The organism is Bacillus sp. NEB1478 (genome assembly GCF_031582965.1).
Lineage (GTDB): Bacteria > Bacillota > Bacilli > Bacillales > Fictibacillaceae > Fictibacillus.
This window is the reverse complement of the sequence record NZ_CP134049.1, coordinates 2,712,417-2,725,650: the sequence shown is the minus strand read 5'-3', so window position 1 is coordinate 2,725,650 and position 13,234 is coordinate 2,712,417. Positions and strand designations below refer to the sequence as shown.

11 protein-coding genes and 1 pseudogene are annotated in these 13,234 nt (G+C 32.6%); 8 read left to right on the top strand and 4 right to left on the bottom strand.

Annotated elements, in window-relative coordinates:
• Window positions 1-3: 3 nt before the first annotated feature.
• A complete protein-coding gene (locus RGB74_RS13560) occupies window positions 4-420 on the bottom strand; it encodes a very short patch repair endonuclease (RefSeq protein WP_310759832.1) in 417 nt (138 codons plus the stop codon).
• A gap of 317 nt (window positions 421-737) precedes the next feature.
• On the opposite strand from RGB74_RS13560, the gene RGB74_RS13555 reads away from it, so the two are divergent.
• From RGB74_RS13555 to RGB74_RS13530, 7 genes and pseudogenes are all read left to right on the top strand, one after another.
• The gene (locus RGB74_RS13555) at window positions 738-2,459 is read left to right on the top strand and encodes a DNA cytosine methyltransferase (protein WP_310759831.1); all 1,722 of its coding nucleotides are present in this window, start codon (window positions 738-740) and stop codon (window positions 2,457-2,459) included.
• Window positions 2,460-2,611: 152 nt separating this feature from the next.
• Window positions 2,612-3,297, top strand: a pseudogene (locus RGB74_RS20145) (phosphorothioated DNA-binding restriction endonuclease); the annotation flags it as partial.
• A 255-nt stretch (window positions 3,298-3,552) separates the two neighbouring features.
• A complete protein-coding gene (locus tag RGB74_RS13550) occupies window positions 3,553-3,780 on the top strand; it encodes a single-stranded DNA-binding protein (RefSeq protein WP_310759830.1) in 228 nt (75 codons plus the stop codon).
• A gap of 47 nt (window positions 3,781-3,827) precedes the next feature.
• Complete coding sequence (locus tag RGB74_RS13545; RefSeq protein ID WP_310759829.1) at window positions 3,828-4,901, top strand: DNA cytosine methyltransferase; 1,074 nt, start codon at window positions 3,828-3,830, stop codon at window positions 4,899-4,901.
• Between the two features lies 1 nt (window position 4,902).
• A complete protein-coding gene (locus RGB74_RS13540; RefSeq protein ID WP_310759828.1) occupies window positions 4,903-6,111 on the top strand; it encodes a DNA cytosine methyltransferase in 1,209 nt (402 codons plus the stop codon).
• A gap of 86 nt (window positions 6,112-6,197) precedes the next feature.
• Window positions 6,198-7,187, top strand: a complete 990-nt coding sequence (locus tag RGB74_RS13535) for an HNH endonuclease (RefSeq protein WP_310759827.1) — start codon at window positions 6,198-6,200, stop codon at window positions 7,185-7,187.
• A 580-nt stretch (window positions 7,188-7,767) separates the two neighbouring features.
• Entirely contained in the window at window positions 7,768-10,347 is a 2,580-nt protein-coding gene (locus tag RGB74_RS13530; protein WP_310759826.1) for a Z1 domain-containing protein, read from the top strand.
• A gap of 244 nt (window positions 10,348-10,591) precedes the next feature.
• On the opposite strand, the gene RGB74_RS13525 is transcribed toward RGB74_RS13530, so the two are convergent.
• The 3 genes from RGB74_RS13525 to RGB74_RS13515 form a co-directional block, all read right to left on the bottom strand.
• Window positions 10,592-10,915: an ArsR/SmtB family transcription factor gene (locus tag RGB74_RS13525; RefSeq protein ID WP_310759825.1), complete on the bottom strand. Its 324-nt coding sequence runs from the start codon at window positions 10,913-10,915 to the stop codon at window positions 10,592-10,594.
• Window positions 10,915-11,334 (bottom strand): SRPBCC family protein, encoded by a 420-nt coding sequence (locus RGB74_RS13520; protein WP_310759824.1) that lies wholly within the window; start codon window positions 11,332-11,334, stop codon window positions 10,915-10,917. The genes RGB74_RS13525 and RGB74_RS13520 overlap by 1 nt, the downstream gene beginning before the upstream one ends.
• 372 nt (window positions 11,335-11,706) lie before the next feature.
• Window positions 11,707-12,057, bottom strand: a complete 351-nt coding sequence (locus tag RGB74_RS13515; RefSeq protein ID WP_310759823.1) for a YkgJ family cysteine cluster protein — start codon at window positions 12,055-12,057, stop codon at window positions 11,707-11,709.
• 341 nt (window positions 12,058-12,398) lie between these two features.
• Here RGB74_RS13515 and RGB74_RS13510 point away from each other — a divergent pair, with 341 nt between their 5' ends.
• Entirely contained in the window at window positions 12,399-13,229 is an 831-nt protein-coding gene (locus RGB74_RS13510) for an aminoglycoside adenylyltransferase domain-containing protein (RefSeq protein WP_310759822.1), read from the top strand.
• Window positions 13,230-13,234: the final 5 nt, after the last annotated feature.

Sequence of the window (13,234 nt, the reverse complement as noted above, 5' to 3'; positions counted from 1 at the left end):
CTATCAGTGAGTTTTTCTCTCTTTAATAAATGACTCGAGTTCATTTATAACTTTATAAAAATCTTTCTTTAATTCATGCTCCCAAACCCTCTTATAATGCCAGTCATTATATAAATAATATTTTTCAACTTCTAAATCTCTAATTTTGTTTCTCTTTAATTTTCTAATCCAATACTCTTGATTCGTTTTAGGAATATTACCATGAAGATCACAAGCATGCCAAAAGCAAGAATCTATAAAGATAACCACTTTATATTTTTGAATTGCTATATCAGGCTTTCCATATAAGGTTTTAACATTCTTTCTGAAGCGAAGTCCTCTTTTCCAAAGTTCACGTGAAACCATGTTCTCTAACTTGGATTGTGATTTTATAGCTTGCATATTCTTTCGTCTTTGTTCTTTCGTGAGTTTTTCTCCCATTACAATCACCTATTAAGCTTTTTTATATGGTATACCCTACATTTCTATTTTTAGTTCTGTAGATATATTCTATTTAACGATTATTATAAATTATAACCATTTAAGGAAGTTATCCTTAAAATGGGAAGTGTAATTACTTATAATTATGCTGTAAAATAAGTAAAGAGAAAAATCTAATCTGCTACAGTTGTTCTGGCTTTCATTAGGTTAGGGTCTGAAGAGAAGTAATTTCTGTTGTAAAATAAAAAGTTGATTTGATGTATTAGTTGCTAAAATATTAAAGTACATTCGTATGTACAATTTTTAGGAGTTTTTTTATGGAAAAGTTAAAAGTAATTGATTTATTTGCTGGAGCTGGGGGACTAAGCAACGGGTTCGAACAAACAAAAAGTTATGAAGTGGTATGTGCTGTAGAATTAAATAAAGAAGCTTTAGAAACATATAAAGCGAATCATAAACAAAATGATAAGATTATATATCGTCAGGATATAACCACTTTTTTTCCTAATAAAGAAAAAGAATTAATTAATATTCCTCAAAGTGAACTGGTTGTAATTGGTGGACCGCCTTGTCAAGGGTTTTCTAATGCAAATAGACAAAAAAATTATTTGTTATCAGGAAATAATAAGTTGGTTAGGGAGTTTGTAAGAGTCATAAGGGAAATAAAACCTGCTGGATTTTTAATGGAAAATGTTAAAGCTATGAAATCTGATAAGCATAAATTTTTTGTAACTAAAAATGGAATAGACACCAACAATAAATTTCTAGAAAAGTATGGTGTGAGGACTGTTAAAGAACATATTATATTAGCTAGTTTTGGAGATCTTGAAACAATTGATCCACATATAATAAAAGAATTCCTGAAAAAAAGTCATTGGCCTGAGCCTATATTTAAATTAGATGAAATGTTATCAAAAATAAGAATGATCGAACGTGCTATAAAATATAAAAGAAGTATTTCATTTACTAAACAATCAGATTCTCTTTTGTTACATAAAATGGTAATGGCATTAAAAGAATTTGAGAATAAGTATAAAGTAACTTTTAAGAATACAATTAATTTATTATTAACACTTGCAGATAAAAAAAATGTACTTTTAGAAAATACTAATGAAATAAATGAATTAATTAAACTAAATCGATTATTGTTGCATTGTAAAGAATTAAATACTGAAGACATACAATATGAAATCATTGTACAAAAAAATAGAGATACTGGGTTGGAAATAAAAGCTGAAGTATTTTCCTTTAACGTTGTTGATTATCTGTTAAATATATTTAGGAAAGAGCTTGGATATATAGTAGATGATCAAGTCTTAACAGCTTCAAATTATGGAGTACCTCAAGAAAGAAAAAGGTACATGATTTTAGGGGTTAACAAAGAAGTTAATAATATATTAAAGATTGATTTTCCGAAAAGACTTGAACGTATTAAAGATTCTCTAACAGTTTATGATGCTATATACAGTTTGAAAAATTATGCTCCATCAAATAATGTTTCTGGAAATAACTCCTTTACTATTCCGTTAAAAGAGCGTTTAAAAAGTGAAAGTAAATTAGAAAAATACTACACAGCTGGTTTTACTAGATTTAAAGTTTCGAATCATGTAACTACTGAAAGTCGTGAAATTAGTAAAAACAGATTTGCTCAATTAAAAGAAGGGCAAAACTTCCATAATCTAACGGATGATTTGAAATCAAATTATACTGATATTTCAAGAACTCAAAACACAGTATACTTAAGGTTAAAGTATAGTGAACCATCGAGAACAGTTGTTAATGTAAGGAAATCGATGTGGATTCACCCTGAAATAGACAGAGCATTGAGCATCAGAGAAGCAGCTCGTCTTCAATCATTTCCAGATTATTTTGTTTTTAAAGGAAGAAAAGACTCGCAATATCAACAAATTGGAAACGCAGTACCTCCGTTAATGGCAAGAGCAGTTGCAGAGTCAATGTTAAAAATGTTAAACCGAGAACCAAAAAGAAAAATTGGAGAGGAATTATTTGAAGAGGTGGAGGGAGTACTAATTTACTAAATAATATTAATCCGTTACATTTTTTACCGCGTTTCAATAGCGTCATTCTTAAATTAAATAATGTGAAGGACCAATTTCTTAAAAGGTTGGCAATTCATCTTCCACCCTGAAGAATTAAAGGATTGAATTTAAAATGCAGCAATATAGAATAAGGAAGTCAAAGAGCTCTTCATAAACCCTTGGTTTTGTTGTATGCACTATTACAAGTAGATATGAAGAACAACAGGTATATAATCTATGATACAGTACGTGAAAAACTAGGATACCTTCTTAAAGAGTTTGGACCTGCTCGGAAATCATATTATCCTGAACACCCTTTTTTACGAAAAAAAAGGAATATGGAAATCGATCCAAAATGACAGATCTTCAAACAAGTTATTATTTGATAAGCAAGTAATGGGAGGGTCATTAGGGAATTCTGAGCTTATACAAAAATTAACGCAAATAATTCTAATCAACACTTCCCTAAAACATTTCATGAAGATTGAATGCTTTAGGGTTGGATTTCCATGTTAAAAGAAGATTGCTTTTAGAGAAAAAGTACTTAAAGCATATAAATATAGTTGAGCGGTTTGTCTATTCAATGTCAGGTTATCAGAGCAGTTAGTTGGTATTGAAGCAGCAAATATTAAGTGGCATCATGTGGGTGGTCCTGATACCGAAGTTAATGAAATAGCACTATTCGCTCCATCATAAGCTTTTTGAGAGATGTGTTTTTACTTTTTCAGAATCAAGGCGTCTTATGGTTTCTGAGTTCACTCATGGTTATAACAGCTTTGGAGATTAGTTATTAAAGTATCATGATCAGGAGATTTAAAAACATATTCATCCTTCCTATTAAGCTAAGATGAATTTTTTGAACTGGCATTTAAAAAAGTATTTAGAAGCCATGGCAGTTCATAGTGCAATATCAGCTTCATTCATAGTGTTATTATTGATAAAGATTTTACTTATCATGAAATCTATATTACTATGCAATAATTGAGTTCGAAGATAAGTTATTTTTCTTTACATATGTGAACGTATGTTCTAGCATAAACATATGCATATGTTTATGCTTCATGATAAATTCTTAAAGGAGCATATTAAAATAATGGATTGCATGAAATTCGCTATTCAAGAAGTTGAAAATTTAATCGATGGGGAGATATTTTTAGTCAAAGATTTATTTAAAGGCTATGAATGGAACCGTTTAAGCATTGGTGATAGACGTTCATTAGGTTTACTATTTTTACAGGAAGTAAAATATGGGGGACTCAAAGGTTGTATAGAAGTTGGTTTGAAAAGCAGTGCTAATCAACAACAATATATTAAGAGATAATAGATTAATAATATTTATTTAGAATGAATTAGTTGGAGTTGGATAACATGAGAAAGAAAAAACCTACTGTTATAGATATGTTTTGTGGTTGCGGTGGTTTATCAAGAGGATTTTTGGATGCTGGATATGATGTTTTATTAGGTATTGATAATAATATACCTGCTTTGAGGACTTTTAAAGAAAATCATGAAGGTGCTATTGCAATGGACGGTGACTTATTTCAAGGCTCTACAATTTTAGAAATGGCCCATCTTACGAATAATAAGAGTATTGATTTAATTATTGGAGGACCACCATGTCAAGGTTTTTCGTTAACAGGAAAACGTAATGAAAATGATGAACGTAATACTCTATTCCAGTCTATGGTTAATGCGGTTGGATTTTTTCAACCTAAAGCTTTTGTGTTAGAAAATGTTCCTGGCTTAGCGACACTATATAATGGTAAAGCTAAAGAAAATATAATTAAAGAATTTTCAGAAATGGGATATAAGATTAATTATAAGGTTTTATATGCTCCTGATTACGGAATTCCACAAATAAGAAAACGGCTATTTATTGTTGGATTGAATAATGGAATGAAGTATGAGTTTCCCGAACCAGTATGTACACCAGATAATTACATACCTTGTGAAGCTGCAATTGGAGATCTACATGATTTTGAAAATAATCTGGGATCAGATGTTTGTAATTATATAAATCCTCCAAAAACAGATTATCAAAGAAAAATGAGAAAAAACTCAAATTACTTATTTAATCACGTAGGAACTAAACATACCCCCGAAGTAATTGAAGTTATTTCACAAGTTCCTGAGGGAGGGAATCATAAAGACTTACCTCCTGGTGTAGGGGAAAGCAGGAAATTTAATGAAGCATGGACTCGTTATCATAGCAAAAAACCTTCTAAGACTATTGATACAGGACATAGAAACCACTTCCATTATAAATATAATAGAGTTCCAACTGTAAGAGAGAATGCAAGACTTCAATCTTTTGCGGATGACTTCAGGTTTTTAGGTAATAAAACGGAACAATATAAACAGGTTGGTAATGCTGTTCCACCACTGTTAGGTTATCACTTAGGAATACAATTAAAAAAATATTTAAATATACATGGTGAATGATATGATTCAATATAATTTAATAGATATTTTTGCAGGTTGTGGAGGCCTATCAGAGGGTTTTGAAAAGAATAACAATTTTAACGTATTAGGTGCAGTTGAGTGGGAAAAGCCTCAAGTACTAAATCTTATTAATAGAATGGAAACTAAATGGAATATACATGATGCTGCTAGAAGAGTACTTAGATTTGATATTCAACGGACTGAGGAATTAATTAATGGATGGAAAGAAGACCTTGAATACGGTAGCCATGAAGGACTAGATAAATTATTAAATCAAAAACCATTAGATTTAATTATAGGTGGCCCTCCATGTCAAGCCTTCTCAGTAGCTGGAAGAATAAGAGATGAAAATGGTATGCGTAATGACTATAGAAATTACTTATTTGAAAGTTATATGAAGGTAGTTAGGAGATATAAGCCCAAATTATTTGTTTTTGAGAACGTGCCTGGAATGCTTAGTGCTAAGCCTGGAGGTATACCTGTTTCAGAGCTTATTAAAAATGATATTGAAAATTCTGGATATCATATAATTGATGATTTAAAGATGCATGCACAAATAGACTTATCTGAATACGGTGTTCCACAGAAGAGAAAACGTGTTATCATTATTGGATTAAGAAAGGATGTATTTCCTGATGCACAAGCTCAATTAACGCATTTCTATGCAGTGCACCTTCCTAAATATAAAGAATCTATTAGTACTGTTCGGAATACGATTGGAAATTTACCTAAATTATTACCATTAGACGACGAAATAAAAATTAATGGTAAAAGATACTCTCATTCACATAGTAATGAAATTTCTAACCATATACCACGATTCCACAGTAAGCGAGATATTGAGACTTTTCGATTATTGGCAGAAGATCTTGAAAGTGGTTATTGTAAATATATATCCAGTGAGTCTTTAAAAGAACTTTATACACAAATCACCGGAAAAACTTCAAATATTCATAAATATCATGTCTTAAGATGGGATAAACCTAGCAATACTATTCCTGCTCATCTTTATAAAGATGGATTAAGACATATACATCCAGATTCTACACAAGCACGTACAATAACTGTTAGAGAAGCTGCTAGGCTACAAACATTTGATGATGATTATGAATTTATTTCAAGTGCGGGAGACAACTATAAGATGATTGGAAATGCTGTTCCACCAAAGTTTTCAGAGAAACTAGCAAGTGCATTAGAGATATTTTTATAACCTTTTTTTGAGAAGCTTATATAGCTTCTCCTTTTTAAAATATGTAAAATGAGATTGTATTAGCATTTTCATAGAGGAGTAAATTTATGACTTATTATCTGAAAAAACTAGGATCTCAGGAGTTAGGAAGTATTAAAACACCTGGAGGTAAACCTTCACGTGGAAGATATATATATGTTTCTAAAGACGAAAGAATACTTTCTTTCTTTCCACCTCTATCAAAATATATAAAAAATGATTCATCACTTTTACCTATAATACCTCTTTATTTATCAAACTTTGAAAAAGTCTATTGTAACTATATTTACCATAATGATAAATATAATGGCAGTTTGTCTGCAAAACCAAGAGATGAGTTCCGAATATACTCTAATCATTCTTTGGAAATGAATCAATATTTATTCGAACCCGAAGATATTATTGTGATGAAAAAAGATGAGATTAAAGGGGAACAAGAAAAACAAATTGTATATTTTCTAGACATTGTAAAACCTATTGAATCTAAATTTTATCAAAAATGTGAAAATATTATTGCTACACATGAAATAAAAAGTAATCATGCAATTTATGAAAATACTCTTTTGGAAATAGAAAATAAAATAAATTCATTAACTTTAAATCCTTTAAGTGCAGTTGTAGATTCAACCGTAACCAATAAAATTAAATCTTCAAATACACAGATTTCTGATTTATTTACACCAACAAGTTTTAGAGATTTTACTATGGTAGCTTATAATGGAAAGTGTGCTGTTACAGGAAATGTTGTTAAATACGGAAAATTTTTAAATTTAGAAGCGGCACATATAAAACCTAAAAGTCATGGCGGATTTTTTTTACCAAGTAATGGTATAGCCTTAAGTAGAGATATTCATTGGGCTTTTGATAAAGGTTTTTTCACATTAAATGATAATTATACACTACTAGTACATCCTGATATTGAAAGTGATTTCTTAAAAAGTTATGAGGCTGGAAGTATATTTATCCCTGAGGATGATTTCTTAAAACCTTCACTTGATAGTATCCAATATCATAGAGAAAATGTATATGGTTTATTTTTAACATCAGGAAGATTATAGGATTGAAAATAATTTATCCTGTATTAGTACAAAAATACTTTAGGAAAAAATGAAAGCAAGCAATTCTTAGGAATTGCTTGCTTTCTATCACTTTAGATATGAATTTTTGTTTATTAAAATATACTCAATATTTTTTTTATTAGCTTCAGAATTTTTAATGTCACATTTGTCACAAATAGGCAATGTGGAGTGATACTTAAGAATCTTCCAGTCAGTTGTATGTAGTCTTATTCCACATCTGATACAACATACTTGTTTTTTCAATTACTTCCCCCCAATATCATTTATTTTGATTCTTTCTATATTTTAACATTTTTATCCATTTGAGGCGACTTGTATAATTTAATCTATTAGTTTTTTGCTAGGCTCATTTGGATGTGGGTAAATAACAGTAATGAAATCTCTGAAAACTTTTCTCTGGCTGAGATTAAGAAAATTTTAAGCTTTTTTATATTTTGTTGGTAATATTAACCTTCATCAATATCCTATCTAGTGGTCTTTCGAAAAAATATAGATATTAATTCCATTTATTGATAAAATTTGAAAGATCAACATCTATAAATTTTTAGGGGGTTTCATAATGGAGAAGCAATTAATAGCGGAAGAGTGGGCCTTAATCTCTGCTGAAATGTATTTGAATGGTGTCACAAAGCTATCTGTTGAGGAGATAAGAGAATTAATAGATAAAGTTGTACACGAAATATCTAATCATCCTACGTTAAAAGATACGGATTTAAATAATGATGGTATTAGGACGGTCCTTCAGAATTTTTTGAAACATTACAGAGAGTATGGTGATGAAGAAACTGTAATATTAACAAATGATGAGGATGGTGTGAACTGGCTAGAAGTATATCAAGGAGAAAATAGATGGGAACGGTGGAGGAGATTTAGAAACTATCTTACTAGTCAAAAAAAACGTTCTGCCTTTCAGGTAAACCAGCTGAATAAATTAACTCGAACAGTTCTTTCGAATATAGGCAACCCTGATTTGGAGAGTTTTGATAAGAGGGGCCTAGTAGTAGGGTATGTACAATCTGGTAAAACAGAAAACTATATTGCTCTAGCTAATAAAGCTATTGATGCAGGATATAAGATAGTAATAATCTTATCAGGAATTCACAATGATCTTAGAACTCAAACCCAAAAGCGAGTAGATGAAGAAGTAATTGGGTTGGATACCGAAGATTTAACGACGATTATAGGAGTAGGAGCAATAAAAAAATTAGAAATTCATCCTGTAACTAGGCGTATTAGGGAAGGTGATATAAGTAGTTTTACAGCTAGAACTACTATTCATCAGGTCATTAATAACGAAATCCCTACAATTATCGTAACCAAGAAAGTGGCTACTGTATTAGAGTCACTAAGAGAAATTTTAAGTAGAGTCGATAAAGATTTACCAATTCTTATTATAGATGATGAGGCTGATCAGGCGTCAATTGACGTAAAAAATTCACCTCTTGATAGAAGTGATAGGATTTATTCGCCGTCTACTATAAATGGATGGATTAGAGAAATTTTCATGCTCTTTAATAAACGATCTTATGTTGGCTATACTGCAACACCATTTGCAAATGTATTAATTGACCATCGTATAGACCATCCCATTTATGGACCGGATCTGTTTCCGAAAGACTTTATTATTGATTTGCCAAAACAAGAAGAGTACTTAGGTCCGGAAGAGTTATTTGGTTTTAAAGATGGAGAAGGCTTACCATTGATTAGGTCTATAATAGATCCTGATAAATCGGAAGAGCAGATATATGAAACTACTGAAGTGCCTGGCGATCTATCCAAAGCAATCAAATCTTTTATTATGTCTGGAGCAGTAAGACATTTGAGAGGGCAAGTAAATGAACACAATTCCATGCTAATCCATATTAACAGATCTGTTAACTCTCATGATAAAATTGCCGAGGTAGTTAGAGAAGAATTTAATTCAATAAAGACCAAGTTAGATCAGGATGAGGAAGAAATTATAAATGAATTCCAGGATCTATGGAAAGATGATTATATTCCTACATCTCTACAAATGCAAATTTTCAATGAAATTGAACCTTGGGATGAAGTAATCTCTGAGATAAAACAAGTTGTTTCCCTAATTAAAATAATGGTTATAAACGGGGAGTCAGATGATAGTCTCGATTATCAAAAGTATGTGGAAGAAGGCTTATATGTAATTGCTATTGGAGGAGATAAACTTTCAAGAGGTTTAACGCTTGAGGGGCTCACTGTAAGTTATTATCTACGCTCTAGCAACACTTATGATACATTGATGCAAATGGGGCGTTGGTTTGGGTATAAAAAGGATTTTGAGGATCTTTGCAGAATCTACATATCCCCTGATTTAGTAAGAGATTTTAGAGCAATTGCAGTAGCAAACTTTGAGTTTAGGGAATTACTTCAATCAATGCAGAAAGAAAAGAAAAAGCCAATTGAATTTGGATTGCGAATAAGATCACATTCTGTTATGGAAGTGACGAGTCTTTTGAAATTAAGGAGTGCTACAACAAGTGTAGAGATGAAATCGTATGCAGGTCGTAAACCACAAACTATCTTCTTTTATTCTGATAATGAGATAATAGATAAAAACTATTTAAGTACAGTAGAGTTCCTGGAAAGTCTTCCTAAAACAGATCTTAACTTAGGATCTAATGGTATGGTTCGACAGTGGAATCGAGTTAGCGCAGAAGAGGTAATCAATTACTTGGAAAAAGTTGAAATGCCGGAAGACGTTACTTTTGGTTCACCTGAAAAATGGCTAAAATATATTAAGCACGAAGTCACCAAAGAAAATTTCGGGACTTTTAGAGTTTTTCTAATGTCAAATCAATTGCAAGGAAATGCTGCCACTGTTAGTGGGTATGTATGTAATAGGCCAGGGAGACGAATATATCCAACTGGAATGGATGACAGACTTTCTATTGGCATTTTGAGGAGTGGGAATGACTTAAGTGATATAAGTTCATATCTTGAAGAAGACCTTGAATCTATTCAAGAACCCATTTTATTATTATATCCAATTATTATTACAGAGGGGAAACTGCCAATTGAAAATATCAATCAAAAAATAATAGGTTTATCCATTGTTTTCCCTGATAGTAATACACGAGATTTGGAGTATACTGTAAATACAGTTGAGGTAGAAAATAATTAATTTAAAACAGGCGCATCTTTATTTGCGCCTGTATTTAATAGAAAGGTCAAAAATTTTAAACAACTATTTGAGTAGAAGTATTATGATACGCATTAATTATATGGAAAGCCTTTGTCGGTCATGATGTGAAGTCCTATTTATATGCCCCATAGCATTTTGCTACAATTGCGAGAGTATAGAATTCTTTTCATTGCAAATAAAACAAGAAATGCTTAAGGAAGCGTTTATCCTTAAGCATTTTTTCTTATTTCTCGTTTTCCACGATATGTCTTAGCATCGCCAGCTTGTTGCTCCAGAACTTCTCGTAATAAGAGAGCCACTGTTTCACTTCGGTTAACGGTTCTGGATTGAGGTGATAGATCTTTTCTCTACCTTCTTTTCGTCCTGTGATTAGTTCTGCATCTGTTAAGATCTGCAGGTGCTTTGTTACGGCTGTGCGGGTGATGTCGAAATGATCGGCAATTTCGGAGATCGGTCGTTCGTTTTCTGAGAGAAGACGCAATACTTCTCGTCTTGTCGGATCGGCAATTGCTTTAAAGACATCGTGTTTTTCTGCTGCTGCAGACATTAAGCCTCAACGACCTTTTTCAATCGTTCGTTTACAAGACCCACCCAGCCGCCGTTCATGCGGTCGCGAATAATCGAACTCTTTTCGCCTGCTTTTCCAATAATCGAATCTGCATCTTTCCATCCGCTATGAATGAGTGTGAACTCTGTTCGATCACTTACTTCTTTTAATAAGAACGTAACGATCCAGCCGTCATTATCCCAAGCAAATGAGAGCTTGTGAGGCTCATCGATCTCCAGCACTTTACAAGGCGATGGTCCAAAAGGAGACTGGATGTGGAACTCGTGTCCTACTTCCGCTTCAAAATCGTTCGGCATGAACCATTCTGTCATGCCTTCTGCCGTAGAAACCTTCTCCCACACTTTTTGAATAGGCGCGTTGAATATCGCAGTTTGTTTAATGTCTTGTAATGTTGTCATGTTTTACCCTCCATTATTAAATAACACCATTTGGTTATACGTTTATGATATAACACCTTTTGGTTGTATGTCAATTGATGTTTTTATTTAAGTCTCTTTTCTAATGATTGTTGCCATGAAGAGATTTTAAAGAAGTTCTTCATAGAAAAGTTAATTGGAGCGGAAGGGCGAGACTCCTCGAAAATGAAAATCACATTTTCTTCGTGCGATGTGAAGCTGCCGAAGCCTTCCTTGTCCTGCAGGATAAGCGGGACAGGTGAGACCTCATATGGCGCAAAGTGCCGAGGGGGCTCACCGCACGCCCTGCGGAAAGCGAGCCACTGCAGCGGAAATTTACATTATTCAAAAGCTACAAAGTTTGCGAAACCACTCTTACTTAAAATCTTTCCATGTAAAATCCAAAGTCAATATTCCAATATGATTCTCAGAAAAAGAGGGATTTATGTTTTTAGTTGCTATTGCAGGTTTACGAAAACAAACAAGTTCTTTGTAATAGCCAAACTTACGACAAATTTCAGGTCTGGCCGAATGGATTCCACATCGATCTTTATCGAGATCATAGAAAATGCATGTTCCATAGTATCTATTTTGATTTTCCAGTTCTGAACGGGTTTTAGAAGGCAATGTTTTTATTTTCTTTTTTATCTTCTTTAATTCATTTTCTGTGACAGGTACTGGTCCACAACACAACCCTTTACAGCCTTCGCATGGTAATGACTCCATATTAATACCCTCCTGATTTTTTATTAATAACGACAAATAGACCCCTTTCCACAATGAAAAAAGCCTCGCAAATATGCGAGACTTTAAAAGTTATTGTGAAGGAGTCAGAAAGTACTGTAAGACTCATAGCATTGTTAAAATGGTTGGATGATTGGTCCAAGCAATAAGGGCTTGGCAAAAACGATAAAGAAGTATTATTACATAAATTATAGCAATATTTAGGAGAAATATCAAAAGAAACAAATTCTCACTTTTGAGCTTGATATGATTAGAATAGCTTTCTGGATATATATGTTAAAATAAATATGGAGAATAAGTATTGGAAACGGGGTTTTAAAATCATGCGCGATTTAATTTCACCGTATGAAACAAAACACATTCCAGATAAAGTGGATAGGGTATTACAAACGTACTTTAAAAAGCTTGATGATCGTCTGCCTAACTTACTGGAATCCTTTTATCTTTTCGGCTCTGTTTCAATCGGTCCATATCAAGAAGGATTAAGTGATATTGACTTTTATGCGGTGATAATAAGGAAGTTAACAGAAGCTGACATTGTGATTTTAAAAAAGATACACAAAGAGATGAAAAGTAGATTTGCCATAAGCTTGGATGGCATGTATGTGATGAGAGAGGATTTAGAAGGAAAGAACGAAGGTGAATCATCTTGTCCATATTTTAATGATGGAAAGCTTCAAGGATTCAGACCGTTTCAGCTAAATTGGATCGATGCTTTTCAGCTAAAAAAATACGGGATAGTCGTAAAGGGTCTTCCGATTGAAAAGTATAACTTATCCGTTGACTGGAATCGTTTGAAAACGAACCTGATGCATAACATCAATGGCTATTGGCTGAACTGGGTGAATAGGTGTGAGAGGATCTCATCGCCTCAATATTTTGGCTTGTTTGTGAGCAGCAGCATGATCGAGTGGGGAGTCCTTGGTGTGACACGTCTGTTTTACTCATTGAGAGAAGAGGAAATCACTTCAAAAATGGGGGCAGGGAAATATGCTCTAAGCGTTGTTCCAGAAGAGTATCACCTTATCATCCGTGAAGCTTTAAGAATCAGAAATGGGAATAAGTTTTCTCTCTATAGTTCCATTTTCAAGAGAAGAACAGATGCGCTGAAATACATGAAGTTTGTGATAAAAAAGTGCAATGAACAGATCTAAAATGA